At 69.3% G+C, this 20,604-nt stretch carries 22 protein-coding genes; 4 read left to right on the forward strand and 18 right to left on the reverse strand.

The window, feature by feature from the left end; genetic code table 11:
- Positions 1 to 46: 46 nt before the first annotated feature.
- From FHS98_RS10905 to FHS98_RS10915, 3 genes are read right to left on the reverse strand one after another with little or no spacing between them, the layout of a single operon-like run.
- Positions 47 to 877: a ferritin-like domain-containing protein gene (locus FHS98_RS10905; protein WP_167104369.1), complete on the reverse strand. Its 831-nt coding sequence runs from the start codon at positions 875 to 877 to the stop codon at positions 47 to 49.
- An 8-nt stretch (positions 878 to 885) separates the two neighbouring features.
- Positions 886 to 1,365: a peroxiredoxin gene (locus FHS98_RS10910; protein WP_167105355.1), complete on the reverse strand. Its 480-nt coding sequence runs from the start codon at positions 1,363 to 1,365 to the stop codon at positions 886 to 888.
- Positions 1,365 to 4,052: a bifunctional [glutamine synthetase] adenylyltransferase/[glutamine synthetase]-adenylyl-L-tyrosine phosphorylase gene (locus tag FHS98_RS10915; protein ID WP_167105358.1), complete on the reverse strand. Its 2,688-nt coding sequence runs from the start codon at positions 4,050 to 4,052 to the stop codon at positions 1,365 to 1,367. The genes FHS98_RS10910 and FHS98_RS10915 overlap by 1 nt, the downstream gene beginning before the upstream one ends.
- A 73-nt stretch (positions 4,053 to 4,125) precedes the next feature.
- On the opposite strand from FHS98_RS10915, the gene FHS98_RS18670 reads away from it, so the two are divergent.
- Entirely contained in the window at positions 4,126 to 4,299 is a 174-nt protein-coding gene (locus tag FHS98_RS18670) for a hypothetical protein (RefSeq protein WP_208402208.1), read from the forward strand.
- A 13-nt stretch (positions 4,300 to 4,312) separates the two neighbouring features.
- On the opposite strand, the gene FHS98_RS10920 is transcribed toward FHS98_RS18670, so the two are convergent.
- The 3 genes from FHS98_RS10920 to FHS98_RS10930 form a co-directional block, all read right to left on the reverse strand.
- Positions 4,313 to 4,975, reverse strand: a complete 663-nt coding sequence (locus FHS98_RS10920) for a sigma-70 family RNA polymerase sigma factor (protein WP_167104371.1) — start codon at positions 4,973 to 4,975, stop codon at positions 4,313 to 4,315.
- 100 nt (positions 4,976 to 5,075) lie between these two features.
- A complete protein-coding gene (locus FHS98_RS10925; protein ID WP_167104374.1) occupies positions 5,076 to 5,213 on the reverse strand; it encodes a hypothetical protein in 138 nt (45 codons plus the stop codon).
- Positions 5,214 to 5,270: 57 nt separating this feature from the next.
- Positions 5,271 to 6,068 (reverse strand): response regulator, encoded by a 798-nt coding sequence (locus FHS98_RS10930; protein WP_167104377.1) that lies wholly within the window; start codon positions 6,066 to 6,068, stop codon positions 5,271 to 5,273.
- Positions 6,069 to 6,333: 265 nt separating this feature from the next.
- Between FHS98_RS10930 and FHS98_RS18675 the strand changes: the two genes are divergently transcribed.
- From FHS98_RS18675 to FHS98_RS10945, 3 genes are all read left to right on the forward strand, one after another.
- Positions 6,334 to 6,522 (forward strand): NepR family anti-sigma factor, encoded by a 189-nt coding sequence (locus FHS98_RS18675; protein WP_208402209.1) that lies wholly within the window; start codon positions 6,334 to 6,336, stop codon positions 6,520 to 6,522.
- A gap of 131 nt (positions 6,523 to 6,653) precedes the next feature.
- Positions 6,654 to 8,105, forward strand: a complete 1,452-nt coding sequence (locus tag FHS98_RS10940; RefSeq protein WP_167104380.1) for a sensor histidine kinase — start codon at positions 6,654 to 6,656, stop codon at positions 8,103 to 8,105.
- A gap of 295 nt (positions 8,106 to 8,400) precedes the next feature.
- Positions 8,401 to 8,538, forward strand: a complete 138-nt coding sequence (locus FHS98_RS10945) for an entericidin A/B family lipoprotein (protein WP_243847987.1) — start codon at positions 8,401 to 8,403, stop codon at positions 8,536 to 8,538.
- Between the two features lie 64 nt (positions 8,539 to 8,602).
- Here FHS98_RS10945 and tatC read toward each other — a convergent pair whose 3' ends face one another.
- From tatC to ftsZ, 12 genes are all read right to left on the reverse strand, one after another.
- Entirely contained in the window at positions 8,603 to 9,376 is a 774-nt protein-coding gene (gene tatC, locus FHS98_RS10950) for a twin-arginine translocase subunit TatC (RefSeq protein WP_167104386.1), read from the reverse strand.
- Between the two features lie 5 nt (positions 9,377 to 9,381).
- On the reverse strand, positions 9,382 to 9,774 hold the full coding sequence (tatB, locus tag FHS98_RS10955) for a Sec-independent protein translocase protein TatB (RefSeq protein ID WP_167104388.1): 393 nt from the start codon (positions 9,772 to 9,774) through the stop codon (positions 9,382 to 9,384).
- 29 nt (positions 9,775 to 9,803) lie between these two features.
- Positions 9,804 to 10,049, reverse strand: coding sequence for a Sec-independent protein translocase subunit TatA (locus tag FHS98_RS10960; RefSeq protein ID WP_167104391.1), 246 nt, complete (start codon positions 10,047 to 10,049; stop codon positions 9,804 to 9,806).
- A 26-nt stretch (positions 10,050 to 10,075) separates the two neighbouring features.
- Positions 10,076 to 10,654 carry an SMC-Scp complex subunit ScpB gene (scpB, locus tag FHS98_RS10965; protein ID WP_167104394.1) on the reverse strand — a complete coding sequence of 193 codons (579 nt, stop codon included), beginning with the start codon at positions 10,652 to 10,654 and terminating at the stop codon, positions 10,076 to 10,078.
- Positions 10,651 to 11,379, reverse strand: a complete 729-nt coding sequence (locus tag FHS98_RS10970) for a segregation and condensation protein A (protein WP_167104397.1) — start codon at positions 11,377 to 11,379, stop codon at positions 10,651 to 10,653. Before FHS98_RS10970 ends, scpB begins: the two co-directional genes overlap by 4 nt.
- A gap of 20 nt (positions 11,380 to 11,399) precedes the next feature.
- Positions 11,400 to 12,407, reverse strand: a complete 1,008-nt coding sequence (nagZ, locus tag FHS98_RS10975; protein WP_167104400.1) for a beta-N-acetylhexosaminidase — start codon at positions 12,405 to 12,407, stop codon at positions 11,400 to 11,402.
- Between the two features lie 19 nt (positions 12,408 to 12,426).
- Positions 12,427 to 13,269: an SPOR domain-containing protein gene (locus tag FHS98_RS10980; protein ID WP_167104403.1), complete on the reverse strand. Its 843-nt coding sequence runs from the start codon at positions 13,267 to 13,269 to the stop codon at positions 12,427 to 12,429.
- 4 nt (positions 13,270 to 13,273) lie between these two features.
- Positions 13,274 to 14,995, reverse strand: a complete 1,722-nt coding sequence (gene argS / locus FHS98_RS10985; RefSeq protein ID WP_167104406.1) for an arginine--tRNA ligase — start codon at positions 14,993 to 14,995, stop codon at positions 13,274 to 13,276.
- A 74-nt stretch (positions 14,996 to 15,069) separates the two neighbouring features.
- Positions 15,070 to 15,546 (reverse strand): hypothetical protein, encoded by a 477-nt coding sequence (locus FHS98_RS10990; RefSeq protein ID WP_341786052.1) that lies wholly within the window; start codon positions 15,544 to 15,546, stop codon positions 15,070 to 15,072.
- Positions 15,547 to 15,623: 77 nt separating this feature from the next.
- A complete protein-coding gene (locus tag FHS98_RS10995; RefSeq protein ID WP_167104409.1) occupies positions 15,624 to 16,790 on the reverse strand; it encodes a deoxyguanosinetriphosphate triphosphohydrolase in 1,167 nt (388 codons plus the stop codon).
- The gene (locus FHS98_RS11000; protein ID WP_167104412.1) at positions 16,787 to 18,997 is read right to left on the reverse strand and encodes an SPOR domain-containing protein; all 2,211 of its coding nucleotides are present in this window, start codon (positions 18,995 to 18,997) and stop codon (positions 16,787 to 16,789) included. The genes FHS98_RS10995 and FHS98_RS11000 overlap by 4 nt, the downstream gene beginning before the upstream one ends.
- 163 nt (positions 18,998 to 19,160) lie before the next feature.
- Positions 19,161 to 20,597: a cell division protein FtsZ gene (gene ftsZ / locus FHS98_RS11005; protein ID WP_167104414.1), complete on the reverse strand. Its 1,437-nt coding sequence runs from the start codon at positions 20,595 to 20,597 to the stop codon at positions 19,161 to 19,163.
- Between the last annotated feature and the right edge of the window lie 7 nt (positions 20,598 to 20,604).

Genomic DNA, 20,604 nt, shown 5'->3' on the forward strand with positions numbered 1-20,604 from the left:
GGTGGAATGCCCCTCCCGCAGTCCGGCTTTCAGGGGTGTGACCCGCTCAGCGGGCTGCCGCAAGTGTGCCGTAATAGTCCAGCGTCAAACCGGCCGCATGACGCGCTGAGTCGTTGAACGGCGGTTTCACAACCCCCAGAAAATGTTGCGCTATCAAGGCCTGCCACGTTTCCGTTGGAATATGGCCGGCCATTTCGCACCATGATTCGAACCATTTGGTTCCCGCCGCGACATGGCGGATCTCGTCGGCATAGATGCGCGTCAGGATGCGGGCGGAAGCGCTATCACCCGCCGCCTCGAACCGCGCGACGGTCGCCGGCGTGACGTCCAGACCCCGCGCCTCCAGCGCCATCGGCACCAGAGCGAGGCGGGCGGTGAGGTCGTCGCGCGTCTTCTCGGCCGTCTCCCACAGCCCGTCATGCGCGGGGTGGGCGCCATAGAAGCTGCCCATCGCGCGCAGCCGACGGTCGAGCAGCGCGAAATGCATCGCCTCGTCCGCGCCGACGCCGATCCAGTCGTCGACGAAATCGCGCGGCAATGCTGCGCCGAACCGCCCCGCACAATCGAAGGCGAGATCGATCGCGACATATTCGATGTGCGCGAGCGCGTGCAGCATGGCGATGCGCGCACGCTCCGAACCGGCCCGGCCGCGCTTGGGCATCCGGTTGGGCGGGAGCAGCTCCGGCTTCTCGGGGCGGAGCGGCCGGTCGGGCATGGCGACGTCGAAAACGTGCGCCAGCCGCCCCGAATGCCACGCCCGCGCCACCGCCCGCGCCGCCATCGCCTTCTCGCGCGGATCGGCGGTGAACAGCACCGCGCGGCACGCCTCCGCGATGCTGCGCGCAGCAATCACCCCCGAACGGCCGGCCTCGCTCATGCCCCCATTCACCGGCTGGCCAGTGCCTCGGCAGCAGCGAGCACCTGCTCGACATGGCCCGGCACCTTCACCTTGCGCCACAGCTTCGCGATGCGGCCGTCCGCGTCGATCAGGAAGGTCGCGCGGTCGATGCCCATATATTTGCGGCCGTAGAGGCTCTTCTCGATCCAGGTGCCGAACGCCTCGCACACCGATCCGTCCTCGTCGCTGGCGAGGCTGACGGTGAGGTCATATTTCGTCACGAACTTCCGGTGCTTGGCGGGCGGGTCTTTCGAGACGCCGAGCACCTGCACCCCCGCCAGCTCGAACACCGCCTTCGCGGCGGAGAAATCCTGCGCCTCGCGCGTGCAGCCGGCGGTGTCGTCCTTGGGATAGAAATAGAGCACCAACGGCCGCCCGCGCAGGCTGGCCAGCGTCAGCGCGCCGCCGTCGGGCGTCGTCAGGGTGACGTCGGGGGCCATGTCGCCCGGCTGGAGGTCCGCTACCATCATTCTTCTCCCGCTTGGGCGGCGATGCGCCGCCAGGCTTCGCCGACGCTCTGCCGCGCGACATCGAGTGCCGCAAGCAGCGCCGCCCAGTCCGCCTGACCGCAGGCCTGGGCAATGGCCGCGCGCGCGGGGGCCGGAGGCTCGGCCGCGTTGGGCGACATCAGCCGCATCGCGACGAGGATGCGGGTGAGCAGATCATGCGCCGGCAGCAGGGCCGCGGGCAGCAGCCCCGCCCCCGTCAGCCTGGCGATCGCTTCATCGAGCTGCGGCGCGAAGCCGGTGCGGTGCTGGAGCTGGGTGACGTGGACGACGAACTCCAGATCGACCAACCCGCCGTCGAGCAGCTTGACGTCGAGCGGCCCGGCCGGCGGCTTGTGGCGGGCGATGTCGCCGCGCATCTTCACCGCGTCGGCGAGGAGGCGGGTGGCGTCCCGCTCGCCGCCGAGCGTATCGGCGATGATCCCGCCCAGCGCCCCCCGCGCCGCCTCCGATCCGAAGACCGGCCGGGCGCGGGCGAGGGCCATATGCTCCCACGTCCACGCGCCCTCGCGCTGATAGCGGGCGAAGCTGTCGAGCGAGACGGCGAGCAGCCCCTGCCCGCCCGACGGCCTGAGCCGCGTATCCACCTCGTAGAGCGGCCCGGCGGGGGTCGCGACCGAGAGCGCGGCGGTGACGCGCTGGGCGAGGCGGTTGAAATATTGCGTGGCGCCGAGCGGCTTCGGCCCGTCCGATTCCGCCAGATGATCGCCGGTGAAGAGATAGACGATGTCGAGGTCCGACGCGTGGGTCAGCGCCCCCCCGCCGAAGCGGCCGAGCGCCAGCACGACAAGCTCGCCCTCAGGCACGCGGCCATGCGCCGCCTCGAACTCGGCCACGGTGGCGCTTGCCAGCGCTTCCAGCGCGGCTTCGGCGATGCGGGCATAGCCGCCCGCCACCTCCAGCGGATCGCTGCTACCCGAAACGAGCTGCACGCCCTGCGCGAACCGCAGCTCGCCCACCGCGCGGCGCACGCGATCGAGCATCGCCTGATAATCCTCGTCGCCCGTGCGGGCGAAGCGCGCGGCCAGCGCCGGAACATCGGGCGGCGGCCGAAGCGCGGTGGCGTCGATCAGCCCGTCGATCAGCTCGGGGCGCCGCCCCAGCATCTCGGCCAGCGTCGGCGCGAGGCTCAGCACGTCGCCGACCAGCCGCGCGAGCTGCGGCCGCGCCTCCAGCAAGCGGAACAGGTTGATGGCCGACGGCAGCTTCGCCACCATCGCATCGAAACGGTTGAGCGCCGTCCCCGGATCGGGCGCGGCGCCGAGCGCCTCGACCAGCCCCGGCAGCACCGCCTCCAGCGCCGCCTGCGCCGCCGCCGAACGCAGCGCCCGCGCCCCGCCGCCGCGCCATTGGACGATCCGCGTGGCGGCGGCCTCGGCATCGGCGAAGCCCGCCTCCGACAGCGCCGCCAGCAGCGCGTCATGATCCGTCGGCAGCGCGCGATCCCCCGGCGGATCGAGCGAATCGTACAGCGCCCCCACCCGCTCGACCGGCCCGCGCAGCGCATCGAGCAACGCCGCCCCGTCCGCGCGGCCGTCGAGCCGGGCGACATTGTCGAGCGCCGCCGCGTCGCCCGGCAGGCTGTGCGTCTGCCGATCCTCGACCATCTGCAAGCGATGCTCGACGGTGCGGAACAGGCGATAGGCATCGGCCAGCATCGCCGCGTCGGCCTGCTCGATCCGTCCGCCGTCCCCAAGCGCCGCCAGCGCGTCCAGCGTCGCGGGCACGCGCAGCGCCGGCTCGCGGCCGCCATGGATGAGCTGGTGGATCTGGGCGAAGAACTCGATCTCGCGGATGCCGCCGCGCCCGCGCTTCAGATCATAGCCGGGGCCGAAGCGCTGGCCGGCGTGATAATGGCTGCGGATGCGCCGCGAGAGCGCGCGCAGTTCCCCGATCGCGCCGAAATCCAGAGCGCGCCGCCACACGAAAGGGCGGATCGCGGCGAGGAAGCGCTCGCCCAGCGCGATATCCCCCGCCGCCGCCCGCGCGCGGATGAAGGCGGCGCGCTCCCACGGCAGCGCGCTCGATTCATAATAAGTGATCGCCGCCGCCTCGGGCAGCGCCAGCGGGGTGGCCTCCGGCGAGGGACGCAGGCGCAGGTCGATGCGGAAGACATGGCCGTCGCCGTCCAGCGTCTGCATCAGCTCGACCACGCGCCGCGCGATGCGGACGGCGGCTTCCACCGGCTCTTCCCGCGGGCGGCGGGGCAAGGTCTCGGGATCGAAGATCAGGATCGGGTCGATGTCCGACGAGTAGTTCAGCTCCTGGCTGCCATGCTTGCCGAGCGCCAGCGCCACGAAGCCCCGTGCCTCGACGCCCGGCGTGCGCTCCTCGATCGCCGCGCGGATGGCACGATCCAGCGCGCGGTCGGCGAAATCGGAGAGGCGCCGCGTCACCTCCTCCAGCGACAGCAGGCCCGAGAGATCGCCCACCGCCAGCGCCAGCGCCAGCCGCCGCCGCTCGCCGCGAAGCTGGGCGGCGACGGTCGCCTCGGCCTCCACCGGCGCCCCGGCCAGCGCCAGCGCGCCCGCGAGATCGCCCGCTTCCAGCGCCGCCACCACCGCGGGCTCCCGCCCGGCCATGCGGCGCAGGAAGGGGGCATGGGCTCGGGCACGCTCCAGCGCATCGCGAACGGCTGTGGCATTCATGTCGCTCATCCCGACGGGTTGCCGGGCCGCGGATCGACACGCAACCCCCTCATCGATCCGGCGTTATGCGATCATGATGAGGTTCGACGGAAAATCACAAGGCCAATCCGGGCGCCTGGCGGAACGGGCGCAGCCGGTGACGACGCCCCTCCAGCATCAGGGCATCCGCGACGCGCTGCGCGGGGCGTTCAACGGCACGCTCGACACGCCGGCGGATTTTCAGGCCCTGCTGTCGCAAATCCGCTGACGCGGCCTTTCATCTATCGATCGGAGGGGCCGTCGCGGCTCAGTTCGTCGACCTGATCCATGATCGTCTGGAGCGCGGTGGTGTTGCTGTCCGTCTTGTGGGTGCGGCGTGAAGGCAGCTTGCCTTCCGACAGCAGCGCCTCCAGCGCGACACGTCCCCGCGCGACGCGGCTCTTGATCGTGCCGACCGCGCAGCCGCAGATCTCCGCCGCCTCCTCATAAGCGAAGCCGCCCGCGCCGACGAGGATCAGCGCCTCGCGCTGCGGCTGCGGCAGGTGCAACAGCGCACGCTGCATGTCGCCCAGCTCGACATGTCGATCCTGGCTGGCCGGCGCGGCCAGCAGCTTGGAGGCGGTGATCTCGTCCCACTCGCCCTTGAAGCGGGCACGGCGCATCTGGCTGAGGAACAGGTTGCGCAGGATGATGAAGGTCCAGGCGCGCATGTTGGTGCCGGCCTGGAAGCGCTGGCGCGCCGCCCATGCCTTGAGCAGCGTCTCCTGCACCAGATCGTCCGCCAGATCGCGATTGCCCGACAGCGAGCGGCCGAAGGCGCGCAGATGCGGGATCACCTGCGCGAGCTGCTCCTTGAACTCGTTATCCGGCAACGGCGTGTGAACGACCGGAGCCTCGACAGCCTCATCCTCATTCTTCGCTTCGGAAGGAACGGTCTTGGTCATCGCTCCCCCTTGCTCCTTGCCACGGACAATGGCTGCATCCTCCCGTTTGAGATAGTCCGCCGAATCTGCCTGCGCCAGTGGGCGCGCCACTTTATCCATATTAGCGGTTGAGAATCAGCATGATGGCGAAGACCAGGACGATCGCCGCCAGGGAAATCCCCAGCACATAGCGCACCACGTTGGCCTTTCGCCCGGCACGCGCCTCGGTGCCGGACAGATGCGGTCCACTCTGATCCATCGCGCATCTCCCGATCGTCACGCGCTGCCAACGGTCGGGTGATGCGAGCGGTTCCGTTCAGGCCGGGACGGTGGAGCTGTCGAAGAACAGCGCTTGCGCGATCGCCGCCTTCACCGTCGACCGCTGGAACGGCTTGGTGATGAGGAAGGTCGGCTCCGGCCGCTCGCCGGTGAGCAGGCGCTCGGGGAAGGCGGTGATGAAGATCACCGGCACCTCGAACTGGGCGAGGATGTCCTTCACCGCGTCGATGCCCGAGCTGTCGTCGGCGAGCTGGATGTCCGCCAGCACCAGGCCGGGGCGCCGCGCCATCGCCTGCGTCACCGCCTCGTCGCGGGTCACCGCCACGCCGGTCACGCCATGGCCGAGATCGCGGACGATCGTCTCAAGGTCCATCGCGATGATCGGCTCATCCTCGATGATGAGCACATCGGCATGGGTCTGTCGCTCGATCTCCGCCAGTGCGTCGGCCACCAGCACCTCCACTTCGGTATCGCCGACACCGATCAGGAAGGCGGTATCCTCGTTGGTGAACCCCTCCATCGCCGTCAGCAGCAGGGCCTGACGCGAGCGGGGCGTGATTCGGGCCAGGCGCGCCTGCGCGATCACCTCGGGCGTGCTGCCCTCCTGCCCGCCGTCCACGCCTGTCCCGACCGTGCTCGAGGACCAGATCGCCTGAAACGTCTTGTAGAGCCCGAGTCGCGGATCGACATCGCGGGGAAATTCTTCCGGGTCCGCAACGATCGCCTCCAGCGCCGCACGGACATAGGCGTCACCCTGTTTCTGAGTTCCCGTGAGCGCACGCGCATAGCGGCGCAGGAACGGGAGGTGAGGCGCAAGTTCCTGTCCAAGCGACATATTTCTATCCAACTCCTGTGCGAAACCCTTTTCGACCGGAGATGGGTCGACATCATGCGATGCCTCGCTTCCCCCGGCCGGCCCCTCCCGATATCGTAAGGAGCCGTTCAGCGAGGAACCATCCTGCGACTTTTTTGTTTCCACGGCCACGAGAGGATTTTATCGCGTGACCCGATGGAGCGACTATTCGCCCCGTCGTCGGCGCGTCACTGTGGATAGAGGCGCACACCATGCTGCGATCGACAGGGGATAGGGCGAGTTGGCGTTGAGCGACGACAAAAAGACCAACAAGGGCCAGGGCATCGCCCCGACATCGTCCTCCTCGCGCCGGTCCGGCTCTGAACGGGCGGGTTCGGATCGGGATGTGGGACACGCCCTTCGTTCCGTCTATGCAAGGACCGTAAGCGAGGATATTCCGGCAGAGCTGCTCGATCTGCTGGGCAAGCTCAGCTAGCGGGGGCGCCGCTGCATACCACCTCCCGTTCGACGCTGCCGCCACCATCGCCGGCTGTTCGTCTGTTCACGCGGCTGTCGACCAGTCTCAAGATCCTGATCGTCCTGTCGCTCGCGCTGCTGCCGCTGGGCATGATCGCATCGCTGGCATCGCTGGAAACCGCCAAGGCCAATCGCGCCAACCGGGAGGCCGCCGCCCGGCTTCTCGTCACCGACAGCGCCGAGCGCTTCAATCTCGCCGTCGACCGGGTCACGTCCATCCTCCACGCTGCCCAGCGGCGGGGGCCGGAAGGATGCCGCCGCGCGATCGCCGCGATCGGCGCGGGCTCGGCGGCGGCCGTGTTCGACGGCACCGGCCGCCTCGTCTGTTCCTCGCGCCCGCTCACCGCCAGCCTGCCGCTGCGCCGCACCGACACCGCCCCGATCGTCCTGATCGACGGGGAGGACGAGACCGTCCGCGTCATCGCCAGCTCGAGCGAGACGCCGGGCTGGGCGATGGCCGAGCTGCCGCGCGATCTGCTCGCCGAGGCCGCCCACCCGCACGCGCTCGACGGCAGCTATTCGCTCCGCCTCTCCGATACCGTCGGGCAGCAGATCAACGTCGCCACGATGCAGACCGTGCCGCTCGGCCGCGATGTGCTGGCGGACCTTCCCATCGCAGGCGGCCAACTCCGCCTGTCGATGACGGTGGCGACCGCGCCGCTCAGCGCCAACGAGATTCTGTTGACGCTGTTGCCGATCCTGATGTGGGTGGCGGGCGCCGCGATCGGCTGGCTTGTGGTGGACCGGCTGATCCTGCGCCCCCTCGCCTCGATGCAGGACGCGATCGAGCGATACCGCATCAGCGGCCGCTTCGAGATGCCGCCGCTCACCACGCCGGCCTTCGAAATCCGCACGCTGGGCCGCGCCTTCCTGCGCGCCGCCATGACCATCTCGCGCCACGAGGCAGAGCTGGAGGACGGCCTCGCCCGGCAGACGCGCCTCACCCGCGAGGTGCATCACCGGGTGAAGAACAATCTCCAGGTGATCGCCAGCCTGCTCAACATCCACGCCCGCAGCGCCGAGACGCCCGAGGCGATCGACGCCTTCGCCACCATCCAGCGCCGTGTCGACGCGCTGGCGATCGTCCACCGCAGCCATTTCGCGGAGCTGGAGGTCAACCACGGCATCGCCCTGCGCCCGATGATCGGGGAACTGGCCTCCAATCTGCGCGCCTCCATCCCCGCCGGTATGCCGTCGCCCACCGTGACGCTCGATCTCGCGCAGGCCTGTGCCCATCAGGATGTCGCCGTCTCGGTGGCTTTCCTGCTCGTCGAGCTGATCGAAACGGCGATGATGCGCGTGCCGGGCACCAGCATCGCCATCTCGCTCGACGAGGTGGAGGATCAGCCCGAGCGCGCCCGGCTGACCGCGCGATCCCCCGCCCTGCGCCGCGACGCCGCCCCGGTGGACCCGCATTTCGAGCAGTTCGAGCGCGTGATCGGTGGCCTCGCCCGCCAGCTCCGCTCGCCTCTGGAGCGAGACGAGGGCATCGGCATCGTCGCGATCGAGATCATGGTGATGCCCGATCCGAACCTTCGTTGACGCTACGGCACGGCGGCTCCCCCCGCTTCGAATAAATTTGGGGGAGCCGGGAACCAGCGCCGCGCCGGGCCGTTTTGCACCCCGGATAGCGACCTTTTGCCCCCCCGCTCTCGCTATCCGCACATGAAATGGACCCGGTCACGCCGCCCTCCCCCCGGCTGCGTGGCCGGGTCCAAATTCTTTGGGATCAAGGGCTTGGCCGTCGCTTCCGGCGATAGGACGGAACCATAACGCGACGCCCCGCATTGTCTTCCCAACGGAACCCAGACTTCCGTGCATGAGAAGGAGTGGGAACTTGGTTCGCAAGCTCATCGGCGCCGGGCTCATCTCGGCCGCACTGCTCGTCACCGCGTGCAACACGATCCACGGGGCGGGCAAGGATGTCTCCTCGGCCGGCAACGCGGTCGCCAATGCGGCGGACAACGCGAAATAGGCAGCGCTTCGGCAGGCAGCAGGCAGGGCGGCGCCGAGGGATTTCGGCGGCGCCCTTTTTGCGCTCAGGCGGTGGCGCCCTCCGCCTCCCGCGCGCGCTTGCGCTCGGTGAACCAGATCGCGATCAGCGCCAGCTCATAAAGCAGGCAGAGCGGCACCGCGAGCAGCAGCATCGACACCGCGTCCGGCGGGCTCAGCACCGCCGCCAGCGCGAACGAGCCGACGTAGGAATAGCGCCGCCCCTTCACGAGTTGCTTGCGGCTGACGATCCCGGTCCGTTCGAGCAGCATCAGCAGCACCGGCAGCAGGAAAGCCACGCCGAAACCGAACATGAACTTGGTGACGAAACCCAGATAGTTGCCGATGGCGGGCAGCGCTTCCTGCTGCACGCCGCCGATATTGCCCTGGAAGCCGAGCAGGAAGTGCAGCGCCAGCGGCATCGCGATGAAATAGGCCATCGCCGCTCCCGACAGGAACAGCACCGGCGTCAGCAGCAGGAACGGGCGCAGCGCCCGCTTCTCCTTGGCGTAGAGCCCCGGCGCGATGAAACGCCAGAGCTGGTTCGCCACCACCGGAAAGCTCAGCATGATCGCCGAGAAGAAGGCCACCTTCATCTGTGCGAAGAAGGCCTCGAACACGTCTGTGTAGATCAGCTTCCCCTGCCCCGCGTGCAGCAGCGGCTGGACGAGGAAGGCGAAGATCGGCTTGGCGAAATAGAGGCAGACGAGGAACGCCGCGCCCAGCGCGAGGAAGCTCCAGATCAGCCGCTTGCGCAGCTCGATGAGGTGATCCAGCAGCGGCGCGCGCGTGTCTTCGAGTTCGTCTTCGACGTCGGCCATCGTCTTCAGCCCTGGCGTTGCGCGTCGGCGGGCGTCGCGATGGGGGGTGTGGGATCGGCGGCTTCCGGGGCCGGAGCCGGAGCGGACGGAGCCTCCAGCGGCAGCATCTGCGGCTGGGCCGTGGTCGCCGGCTCGGGCGTGCTGTTGGCGGAGCCGATCAGATCGGAATGCTCGCGCATGATCCGCTCATTCTCCGCCTTCCATTTCTTCTCCATCTCCTGAAGCTCGGACTCGCGGATCATGTCGTCGATCGCGCCGCGGAAATGGCGGGCCATGGTGCGGCCACGGCCGACCCATTGCCCCACCACCCGCATCACGCGCGGCAAATCCTTCGGCCCGATCAGCACGATCGCGACCAGCGCCACGATCAGCATCTCGGAGGGCGCGATATCGAACATCGGCGCTGCGCTTCGTCAGTCGATGGCGCTCAGGTCCGCGGCCGGTCTTCCGGCATCGGCTGAAGATCGCGGTCGGCGTTCGGCTCCAGCGGGGCCTGCGCCTGAAGGCGCTGCGCCGGCTTGGGCTGATCGTCGTCCTCGTCGGCCATGCCTTTCTTGAAGCTCTTCAGCCCCTTGGCGACATCGCCCATCATCGAGGGAAAACGGCCGCCGCCAAACAGCACGATCGCGATGATCCCGAGGATGATCCAGTGAATTGGCGAACCGAAACCCATGACACTTTCTCCTAAGTCTTATCTATCTAGCCCTCATCGTCGCCGCTTTCCACCTCGACGTTGAGCATCGCCTCATCAATCGGATCGAGCAGGCCGGCGGCGCGCAGATCGTCGATGCCGGGCAGGTCGCGGCGGCTGGTGAGGCCGAAATGGGTGAGGAAGGCGGGCGTGGTCGCGTAAATGAGCGGCCGGCCGGGCACTTCGCGGCGACCGGCGGGGCGCACCCAGCCTGCCTCCATCAGCACGTCGAGCGTGCCCTTGGAGATCTGGACGCCGCGAATGGCCTCGATCTCCGCACGGCTGACCGGCTCGTGATAGGCGATGATGGCGAGCGTCTCGATCGCCGCGCGGCTGAGCTTGCGCGGCTCCTCGCGGGTGCGGCGGAGGATGTGGGCGAGATCCGGCGCGGTCTGGAAATGCCAGCGCCCGCCGCGCTCGACCGGGTGGATGCCGCGAGGCGCATAGCTTTCCGCCAGCGCGCGCAACCCTTCCACGACATCGATGCCCTCTCCCGCCGCCGCCTTGATCTCGGCCAGCGTCATCGGCGCCTCGGCGGCGAACAGCACGGCCTCGACGGCCCGCTCGTCATGCCCCGGCGGGTTCACGCCGCGCGGACCCAGAGCGTGTCGAAGGCGCTCTCCTGCCTCAGCTCCAGTCGACCCTGCTTGGCCAGCTCGAGCATCGCGAGGAAGCTCGATGCCCGAGACGAGCGCGCCAGCGACGGATCGGCGGTGGCGGGCAGGAAGCGTTCCAGCGTCGTCCAGTCGAGCGCCTGCCCCAGCATCGCCTCGACACGCTGGAGCGCCACCTCCAGCGTCATCACCGGGCGGCGCGAGACGACGTGCATCACCGGCCGGTTGCGCGCGGTGATGGCCCCGTAAGCGGCGATCAGATCGAACAGGTCCGCCTGCCATGCCGCCTTGCGCACCACCCTCAGCCCCTCGGGCGCGCCGCGCGGGAAGACGTCGCGGCCAAGCCTGTCGCGCCCCATCAGCCGCGCGCCCGCCTCGCGCATCGCGTCGAGCCGCTGGAGGCGCAGTTGCAGGCGCAGCGCCAGTTCCTCGGGGCTGGGCTCCACCTCGGGATCGCGGGGCAGAAGCAGGCCGGATTTGAGGTAGGCGAGCCACGCCGCCATCACGAGATAATCGGCGGCGATCTCCAGCTTGAACGCCTTCGCGCCCTCGATGAAGGCGAGATATTGCTCGACCAGCGCAAGGATCGACAGCTCGCGCAGGTCGACCTTCTGCTGCCGGGCCAGCGCCAGCAGCAGGTCGAGCGGCCCCTCCCACCCGTCGATATCGATGGTGAGCCTATCCCCCGTCTCATCCATCGGATGAGCCTAGCAAAGCGTCAGGCGAGCGCCAGCAGCGAATCGCGCCGGGCGGCGAGTTCCTCGAAGCTCTCGAACGGAGCCTGCGCCGCCACCGTCGCCATCGCGCGCTGGAGGCGATCATGGCTGACCGCCGCGATCGGCCCGAGCGCGCCAGCCACCGCTTCCATCTCGGCCATGTCGCCCGAGCAATGGAGCGCGATATCGCATCCCGCCGCGATCACACCCGCCGCCCGCTCGGCAAAGCCGCCGGAGAGCGCGTGCATCCCGAGATCGTCGGACATCAGCAGCCCGTCGAAGCCGATCCGCCCCCGGATGATCTCGCCGATCACCACGGGCGAGAGGCTGGCGCAACGTTCCTTGTCCCACGCGGTGTAGACGACGTGCGCGGTCATCCCCATGGCTGCGTCCCGCAAGCCGACGAACGGCGCGACATCCTCCGCCAGCTCCGCCTCGGGTGCCTCGACGACGGGAAGCTCCTTGTGGCTGTCCGCCATGGCGCGGCCGTGGCCGGGCATATGCTTGACGACGCCGACCACCCCGCCCTCGCGCAGTCCGTCGATCACCAGCCGGCCGAGCGCCGCCACCTGCATCGGGTCGGAACCGAGCGCCCGGTCGCCGATGATCGCGTCCGCATCGGGGCGGCGCACGTCGAGCAGCGGCAGGCAATCGACATTGACGCCCACCTCGCGGAGCATCGTCGCGATCGCCTTGGCGTTGAGCCGCGCCGCCTCCATCGCGGAGACGGGCGCCTTCTCATAGAGTCTGGCGAAGGGTTCGGCGGCGGGCAGCTTCGGCCACTCGGGCGGCCCCATGCGCTGCACCCGGCCGCCTTCCTGATCGATCAGGATCGGCACGTCGTCGCGACCCGAGAGCGAGCGGAGTTCGTCCGTCAATGCCTTCATCTGCGCCCGGTCGGTGCAGTTGCGCCTGAAGAGGATGAACCCCGCCGGCTCCACCGAGCGGAAGAAAGCCCGCTCGGCCTCGCCGAGCGCCGGGCCGGCGAGGCCGAAGAACGCTGGTATCATAAGAGTGAGGCGGTAAGCCTCACCCCACCACGACGCAAGCCTCGCCCGCGATCTTGAGCTTCGAGCAGATCGACGAGGCCTGACCGCCCGCCGACGCGCGGAGGCGATAGACCGTCTTGCCGTTCGACGTGACCGGCACGATCGACTTGCCGAGCGCGCCCAGATAGCCGAAGCGGCCCGAGAGCGACTTCCACGCCTCGTTCGCCTTGGCCTCGCTGGAGAAGGCACCGAGCTGGATTTGCGCGCCACCGGATGACGGGGCCGCAGCCTTCTCTTCCTTCAGAGGCGCAGGCTTCGGCTCGGCCTTCACCGGCGCGGCCTTGGCGACCTCTGGCTTCACGGCGGGTGCCGGTGCGGGCTTGGACGCCGGCAACGGAACCGTCTTCACGGGCGTCGGCGTCGGCACGGCCTTCGCCACCTCGGCCGGCTTGGCCGGAGCGGCCGTCGGCGCGGCGGCCTGCTGCGGCGCGGGCTTGCCGGTGTCGCGCGCGATCGGGGCTTCGGGGATCGCCGAGAGGTCGATCTTGCCGTCCGGGTCCGCGCCTTCGCTGGCGGCGTAGCTGCTGTCGCCCTGCCCCTTCACGTCCATGCCGCCGGGCTCGGTCGGCTTGACCTTGTAGGCGCCGGGCTGCGCCGCGATCAGCGTCGGGTCGCCCTTCGCGCCCGCCGAACCGTCCGCACGCTGCTTGAGCCAATAGACGCCGCCGACGATCAGGCCGAGCGCGACCAGCGCCACCACCAGGCCGGCCACCAGCCGACCCGCGGATACCCCCTCGTCGCCGCCCTCGTCTTCGACAGGCTCAAGCCACGGCAGACGATCCTCATCCGCCGCTCCGCCCATGCCACGCCCCAGATCGGACATTCGCTTACATCTCCTCGGCCGCGGCGACCCCCATGATCGCCAGCCCATTGCGGACAATCTGCCCCAAGCCTTCGGCGAGGGAAAGCCGCGCGCGGGTGATTTCAGGGTCGTCCTGAACCAAAAAGCGACGATCCGGGCGATCGTTGCCGCGGTTCCACAGCGCATGGAAGGCCGCCGCCAGATCATAGAGATAGAAGGCGACGCGGTGCGGCTCGCGGGTGTTGGCCGCCTGCTCGACGATGCGGGGGAACTGGGCGGCGAGCTTGACCAGCTCCAGCTCCTCGCTGTCGAGCAGCGTGATGTCGGACGCGCCGTCCGCCAGCCCCATCTCCTTCGCCTTGCGCTGCACCGAGCGGACGCGGGCATGGGCGTACTGGACGTAGAAGACCGGGTTATCCTTCGACGCCTCGACCACCTTGGCGAAGTCGAAATCCATCTGCGCGTCGGCCTTGCGGCTGAGCATGGTGAAGCGGACCACGTCACGGCCCACTTCGTTCACCACATCGGCCAGCGTCACGAAGGTGCCGGCGCGCTTGGACATCTTCACCGGCTCGCCGTTGCGCAGCAGCTTGACCATCTGGACGAGCTTCACGTCGAAACGCTTGCCGCCGGTCAGCGCCGCGACGGCCGCCTGGATGCGCTTGACGGTGCCGGCATGGTCGGCGCCCCATATGTCGATCAGCTCGTCCGCTTGCGACGCCTTCTGCGCATGGTAAGCGAGGTCGGTGCCGAAATAGGTGAGCCCGCCGTCCGACTTGCGCACCGGGCGATCCTGATCGTCGCCGAACTCGGTCGCCTTGAAGAGCGTCATCTCGGTCGGCTCCCAATCGTCGGGCAGTTCGCCCTTGGGAGCTTCCAGCACGCCTTCGTAGAGCAGGCCCTTGCCGCGCAGTTCCGCGAAGGCCGCCTCGACCTTGCCCGCATCCTGCACCGCCGCCTCGGAGGCGAACACGTCATGATGGATGCCGAGCAGCGACAGGTCCGCCCGGATCATGTCCATCATCGCGGCGACCGCCCTGGTGCGGAACAGCGCGAGCCATTCGCTTTCGGGCGCATCGACATATTTGGTGCCGAACTCGGCGGCGAAAGCGATGCCCACCGGCTTCAGATAGTCGCCCGGATAGAAGCCCTCGGGGATTTCGCCGATATCCTCGCCGAGCGCCTCGCGGTAACGCAGGTGCGCCGAACGGGCGAGCGTCTGCACCTGCGCACCGGCGTCGTTGATGTAATATTCGCGCGTCACCGGATGGCCGACGAAGGCGAGCAGGCTGGCGAGCGCATCGCCCACCACCGCGCCCCGGCAATGGCCCATGTGCATCGGCCCGGTCGGGTTGGCCGAGACATATTCGACGTTGACGCGATGGCCGTTGCCGGCGGTCGAGCGGCCATAGTCACCGCCCTCGCCGAGGATGGTCGCCAGTTCCTCATGCCACACCTCGTCGGCGAGGCGCAGGTTGAGGAAGCCGGGGCCGGCGATCTCGACGGCGGTGACTCCCTCCACCTGCTCCAGCTTCGGCGCGAGCAGCCCCGCCAGCGCGCGCGGATTGCTGCCCGCCGGCTTGGCGAGCACCATCGCGGCGTTGGTGGCGAGATCGCCATGGCTCGGATCGCGCGGCGGCTCGATGGTGATGGCGCGTCGCGACAGGCCGGCGGGGATAGCCCCCTCGGCTTCGAGGCTGTCGAGAATGCGGCCGATCTCCTCGGCGAAGCGATTATAGAGCGTCACGGGCGTCCGGTTCTGTTGATGGAGTGAGCCCGCGCCCTTAGCGCGGCCGGGCCGCCGGGGCAAATCAGAGGCCGTCAGCGATATTCGTGGCTGACGTCCCGCTTCAGGCCGTGCAGCCGCACCACGCGCCCGCCTGCGCATATCGGCGCGCCCATCAGCCGCATCCAGCGATGCTCGCCGCCGATGGTGCGGATTTCGGCATCCAGCGTGAAGCCGCGACGATGCTTGATGGCATAGGCGCGCAGCCGTTCCATCGCCGCGCGCGAACCCTCGCCATAGAGCGCCACGATCTCCGGGCGGGACAGCACGGCGTCGCGCGGCAGGCCGAACAGATCGAACACCTCCGCCGACCAGATGAGGCTGTTGTCGGCGAGATCGCATTGCCACAGGCCGATGCCCTGATCGGCCGGAAGGCGCGCATCGGCCGGGAAAGGCACAGGCTCCGGCAGCAGGAGCCCCTCGCCATCGCCGACGAAGCCCAGCTCGAAGCGCTGCCCACGTTCGAACAGCGGCCAGCTATGATCGAGTTGCAAGGGCCGTGCGGGCGTCACGATGGCAATCTCCCCGCCATGGTGAGACTTCTACCAAGGTCGATATTAACAACTGGTGAGGCGCTCCGCCACGACGATCAGAAGCCCTCCGGCAAATCCACCGGGCCGACCACCTCCTTGTGCCGCGCGATGGCGTAGCGGTCGGTCATGCCGGCGATGAAGTCGGCGATATGGCGGGTCCGCTGCGGCTCCGCTTCGGGAAGCGCGGCGCGCCACTCATCCGGCAGCAGCGACGGGTCCGCCGCGTAAGCCGCGAACAGCCGCGAGAGCAGCCCCCGCGCCACCTCGGCCGCCGCGAGCTGTGAGGGGCTGTGATAGAGCGTCGCGTACATGAAGCGCTTGAGCGTGCGTTCGGCCTGCGCCATCTCGGGCGAGAAGCCGACGAGTTGACGGCCGGCGGCGCGGACATCGTCCACCGTCTCGACGCCGGCTTCGGCGATGCGGCGGCGGCTCTCCTCGATCACGTCGTTGACCATCACGCCGATCTGGTCGCGCACCAGCTCCGGCCGGAGCTTCGCAAGCGGAACGTCCGCATGGCGATCGCACACCGCCCGCCAGCGCGACGCCACCAGCGGCACCCCGCACAGCGCGTCGAGATCGAGGATGCCCGCGCGCAGGCCGTCGTCGATGTCGTGATTGTCATAGGCGATGTCGTCGGCGATCGCCGCGACCTGCGCCTCCAGCGAGGCCCATTGGCCGAGTTCGAGCGGATAGTCCGCGTCCGCCTCGGCCAAGGCCCAGCTCGGGTGACGGACCGGGCCGTTATGCTTGGCGAGGCCCTCCAGCATGTCCCAGCTCAGATTGAGGCCCGGCCAGCGCGGATAAGGGCTTTCGAGCCTGGTGAGGATACGCAGCGTGTGGGCGTTGTGATCGAAGCCGCCCGCCGGCATCGTGGCCGCCTTCAGCGCATCCTCGCCGGCATGACCGAAGGGCGGATGGCCGATATCGTGCGCGAGGCAGAGCGCCTCGGTCAGATCCTCGTTCAATCCGAGCTGACGCGCGATCGTCCGCCCGATCTGCGCCACTTCGAGGCTGTGGGTGAGGCGCACGCGGAAATGGTCGCCGTCGGGCGCAACGAACACCTGCGTCTTGTGGCGCAGCCGCCGGAAGGCGATGGCGTGGACGATGCGATCCCGATCGCGCTGGAAGGCGTCGCGCGGACCGCGCGTCTCGCCGCCGGGCTCGGCATGACGGCGGCCCCTGCTCCTCGCCGGGTCCGCCGCCTGGGGAGCCGTCCACCTCATTTGCCGTTGCCGACCTTCTCGACCTTCTGGCCCTTGCTGGTCTTGACGACGAAGCCGGAAAGGCCCTTGCCCGACATCTTGTTGACGAAGGCCTGCGCCTCCGCCTCGTCCTTGAACGGGCCGACCATCAGGCGGTGCGTCGCGCGCAGCGGCGTGGTGGAAGGCGACTTGCCCTTCATCAGCTCGGGCGCCTTCTTCTTCACGCCCGCCCAGGCCTTGTCCATGTCCGCCTTGTTCGCGCCGCCCGCCACCTGGACGTAGATGCGGCTGCCCTTGACGGAAGCCTTGGTGTCGTCCTCATCGTCCGATGCCTTGCCCTTATGGGCGGCCGTGGCCTTCCTGCCCTTGGCGCTGCTGTCGTCGGCGTCGTCGGACGCGGCCTTGCCGCCCTTCTTCGCGGTGGTCTTGTCGTCGTCGGCGGGCTTGCACACCGTCCTGGTGACGCTGTGGCTCTTGCCATGGCGCCCCTTCACTATGGACTTCACCGACCTGCAATCCTCGTCCGCGCTCGCGGATTTGGTGCTGCGCGACGAGACTTTGGCGGTGGCGCTGTCGTCGGCATCGCGGGGCTTGCAGACCTGTTTGGTGGTCGCCTTCCCGTGACGCCCCTTGGCGCGCACGCGCACCGTGGTGCAGTCCTCATCGGCGTGCGACGCGGACTTGCCCGCCGAGGCCTTGGACGGCGCGGCATCGTCGTCCGCGCGCGGCTTGCAGACCGTCTTGGTCGTGGCCTTGCCCTTGTGGTGATGACGCCCCTTCGCGGTCGTCTTCACGGTCGTGCAATCCTCGTCGGCGCGCGAGCCCGACTTGCCGGCCGACTTCGCCGACGCGCCGTCGTCGCTGCGGGCCTTGCACACCGTCTTCGTGACGGTGTGGCCCTTGTGGTGACGGCTGCCCTTCGAGGTCGTCCTGACCGCGGTGCAATCCTCATCGGCCTTGCCGCGGCTGGACGAGGCGCTCCCGGACGATTTCGAACCCGATGCCTTGCAGACCAGCCTGGTCGTCGCCCGCTTGCCCCGGTGATGGCGCGTGGCGCGGACGGCCGGTACCTTCACGCGGGTGCAATCCTCCTCGTCGCTCGCGGACGAGGCGCGGCGGGCGCTGCTGTCGCCATGATAGACCGGCGTGCCGACCGTGCGGCGATCGGCGGCGACATGCGGCAGGTCATAATGGCCGGTCGCGGCCGGGCTCGGCATCCCGATGTCCACCTGCGGCGGCGTGAGGGCGGTTGCCGGCGCGGTCGCGGGCGGCAGCGTCGTGGTGTGGACGGGCGCCAGCGCCGGCGCATTGGCGAGATCGCTCGACTGCGACGCCACGATCGTGCCCGGCGTCGCCGGCTTGATCGGCGCTAGGTCGCTGCGCGGCGCCGTGGCCGTCGAACCCGCATAAGTGGGCGGCGCGCCGATATTGGCGAGTTGCGTCGGCGTGTAGTTGTGGCCGGCCGCCGGCATCTCGCCGAAATGCACCGCCTTCGCCTTCGCCGTCGGCGAAAGCGTGCCGAGGCGCACGAGGAAAGGCTGCAACATGTCCGCCTGCTGCGGCATCATGATGTGGGTGATGTCGCTGGCGCCCTTGGCGTCGCCGGTCATCGCCAGCACGAAGGTCTTGTCGCGCCAGCCCGCGATGTCGCGCTGGCGGAGCAGCGGATCGAGCGTGGCGAGCGCCGCCGCCTGATCGCCCGAAATGCCCTGCGACAGCGCAAGACGGCGGCGCGCGGTGGCGTCCGTCGGATGCGCGGTCAGCGCCGTCGCATAATCGCGCTGCGCCTTCCTGAAATCGCCGGTCAGATCGTAAGCGAGGCCGCGATCCACCGCGAAATCGGCCTCCGGCACGCCGAGCCGGCTTGCCTCGCCGAACAGGCGGAGCGCCTCCTGCGGCTTTTCGAGCTGCACCAGTGCCGAGCCGAGGCCCGCCTTCACCCGCCCGTCGCGCGGGGAGATCTCCTGCGCGCGGCCGAAGAAGCCCACCGCCGCGTTCGCATCGCCGAGCACCAGCGCATTATGGCCGGCGACGGTCAGCGCCTCGAGATTGTTGGGCTCGGTCGCCAGCGTGCGCAGCGCGCGGGCGAGCAGCTCGCTCGGGTCTTCATTCTGTTGCGCGACAGGCGTGGGCGTGGGCGCTTGCGCCAGCACGATGGGCGTCGCCGCGAAAAGCAGAACGGGAAGCATGAACCGGCGCAGCGCACCGGACGAAGGCAGGATCGGCATGGCTCATGGCTTTGGGCGAGGACGACGGCGCGCGCAAGGGGCTCCGGCCCGCTTCACGGCGGGCACGCTTCCGCGCGCGGCGATCCGATGCGCCGGCGGCCCCACGGAAAAGGGCGCCGGAACCTTGCGGCCCGGCGCCCTCACCATCCCCGCAGAGGGGGAGTTACTGGTTGTTCTGGCGGTTCAGGAAGCCCGGCAGATCGTTCGAGTCCCGGCGCTCGCTCGGGCGATCCTCGTCCACCTGCGCCTTGGCCGCGCCGCGGGCGATGGACGACATGCGCTCGAACAGCGTGCCGCCGCTGCCGCCCGTGCCCGTGGTGCGCGCGGTGCGGGTCGGCTCGATATCGGCACCGGAGCTGAGCCAGCGACGACCGGCAGGCGTCTCCTCGGCTTCGGCGGCGGCCGGGTGCTCCGGCTGCGGCTCCTCGGCCTGCGGGGTCAGCATGGTCTCGCTGCCGAGCAGCAGCTCGTCCTCGGCCGGCTCCGGCTGCGGCTCGGGAGCCGGAGCAGCGGCGGCCGGAGCCTCGACCGGGGCGGGAGCGGCCACCGGCGGCGGCGCCACCGGAGCAGCCTCGACGCGTGGCTTGGCGGACGGGAAGCTGAACACCTTGGCAGGCTCGGCATGGGCGCCGGCCTCGGCCTCGATGCCGGTCGCGACGACCGACACGCGGATCTTGCCGTCGAGATCGTTGTTGAACGCCGAACCCCAGATGATGTTCGCGTCGGGATCGACCAGCTCGCGGATATGGTTGGCGGCCTCGTCGACCTCCATCAGGCGCATGTCCTCGCCGCCGGTGATCGAGACGATGACGCCCTTGGCGCCCTTCATCGACACGCCGTCGAGCAGCGGGTTGGCGATCGCCTTCTCCGCCGCCTCGATGGCGCGGTTGTCGCCCGAGGCTTCGCCCGTACCCATCATCGCCTTGCCCATCTCGCCCATCACCGAACGGACGTCGGCGAAGTCGAGGTTGATGAGGCCCGGCATGACCATCAGGTCGGTGATGCCGCGCACGCCCTGCTGGAGCACCTCGTCCGCCATCTTGAACGCTTCCTTGAAGGTCGTGTTCGGGTTGGCGATCAGGAACAGGTTCTGGTTCGGGATGACGATCAGCGTATCGACGTGCTTCTGAAGCTCCTCGATGCCGCTATCGGCCGAACGCATCCGGCGGCTGCCCTCGAACGAGAAGGGCTTGGTGACGACGCCGACGGTCAGGATGCCGCGATCCCGCGCCGCCTTGGCGATGACCGGGGCCGCGCCGGTGCCGGTGCCGCCGCCCATGCCGGCCGCGATGAAGCACATGTGCGCGCCTTCCAGCGCCTTCTCGATCTGCTCGATCGTCTCCTCGGCGGCCGCGCGGCCGATCTCGGGCCGCGAGCCCGCGCCGAGGCCCTGCGTGATGCGCAGGCCAAGCTGGATGCGGCGTTCCGCCGGCGAATGGTTCAGCGCCTGCGCGTCGGTGTTCGCGACCAGGAAGTCCACGCCCTGAACTTCCGCGTCGATCATGTTGGCGATGGCGTTGCCGCCCGCGCCGCCGACGCCGATCACGCTGATGCGGGGCCGAAGCTCATCCACTTCCGGCCGAACGAATTCGATGCTCATACCTCAA

It is taken from the genome of Sphingomonas oligoaromativorans, from assembly GCF_011762195.1.
GTDB lineage: Bacteria > Pseudomonadota > Alphaproteobacteria > Sphingomonadales > Sphingomonadaceae > Solisphingomonas > Solisphingomonas oligoaromativorans.

Excerpts from the sequence above, each read along its gene's own strand:
- FHS98_RS10905 (WP_167104369.1), bottom strand. The coding sequence starts at position 877 with ATGAGCGAGGCCGGCCGTTCGGGGGTGATTGCTGCGCGCAGCATCGCG.
- FHS98_RS10910 (WP_167105355.1), bottom strand. The coding sequence starts at position 1,365 with ATGGTAGCGGACCTCCAGCCGGGCGACATGGCCCCCGACGTCACCCTG.
- FHS98_RS10915 (WP_167105358.1), bottom strand. The coding sequence starts at position 4,052 with ATGAATGCCACAGCCGTTCGCGATGCGCTGGAGCGTGCCCGAGCCCAT.
- FHS98_RS18670 (WP_208402208.1), top strand. The coding sequence starts at position 4,126 with ATGATGAGGTTCGACGGAAAATCACAAGGCCAATCCGGGCGCCTGGCG.
- FHS98_RS10920 (WP_167104371.1), bottom strand. The coding sequence starts at position 4,975 with ATGACCAAGACCGTTCCTTCCGAAGCGAAGAATGAGGATGAGGCTGTC.
- FHS98_RS10925 (WP_167104374.1), bottom strand. The coding sequence starts at position 5,213 with ATGGATCAGAGTGGACCGCATCTGTCCGGCACCGAGGCGCGTGCCGGG.
- FHS98_RS10930 (WP_167104377.1), bottom strand. The coding sequence starts at position 6,068 with ATGTCGCTTGGACAGGAACTTGCGCCTCACCTCCCGTTCCTGCGCCGC.
- FHS98_RS10940 (WP_167104380.1), top strand. The coding sequence starts at position 6,654 with ATGATCGCATCGCTGGCATCGCTGGAAACCGCCAAGGCCAATCGCGCC.
- tatC (WP_167104386.1), bottom strand. The coding sequence starts at position 9,376 with ATGGCCGACGTCGAAGACGAACTCGAAGACACGCGCGCGCCGCTGCTG.
- tatB (WP_167104388.1), bottom strand. The coding sequence starts at position 9,774 with ATGTTCGATATCGCGCCCTCCGAGATGCTGATCGTGGCGCTGGTCGCG.
- FHS98_RS10960 (WP_167104391.1), bottom strand. The coding sequence starts at position 10,049 with ATGGGTTTCGGTTCGCCAATTCACTGGATCATCCTCGGGATCATCGCG.
- FHS98_RS10970 (WP_167104397.1), bottom strand. The coding sequence starts at position 11,379 with ATGGATGAGACGGGGGATAGGCTCACCATCGATATCGACGGGTGGGAG.
- nagZ (WP_167104400.1), bottom strand. The coding sequence starts at position 12,407 with ATGATACCAGCGTTCTTCGGCCTCGCCGGCCCGGCGCTCGGCGAGGCC.
- FHS98_RS10980 (WP_167104403.1), bottom strand. The coding sequence starts at position 13,269 with ATGTCCGATCTGGGGCGTGGCATGGGCGGAGCGGCGGATGAGGATCGT.
- FHS98_RS10995 (WP_167104409.1), bottom strand. The coding sequence starts at position 16,790 with ATGAGGTGGACGGCTCCCCAGGCGGCGGACCCGGCGAGGAGCAGGGGC.
- FHS98_RS11000 (WP_167104412.1), bottom strand. The coding sequence starts at position 18,997 with ATGCCGATCCTGCCTTCGTCCGGTGCGCTGCGCCGGTTCATGCTTCCC.
- ftsZ (WP_167104414.1), bottom strand. The coding sequence starts at position 20,597 with ATGAGCATCGAATTCGTTCGGCCGGAAGTGGATGAGCTTCGGCCCCGC.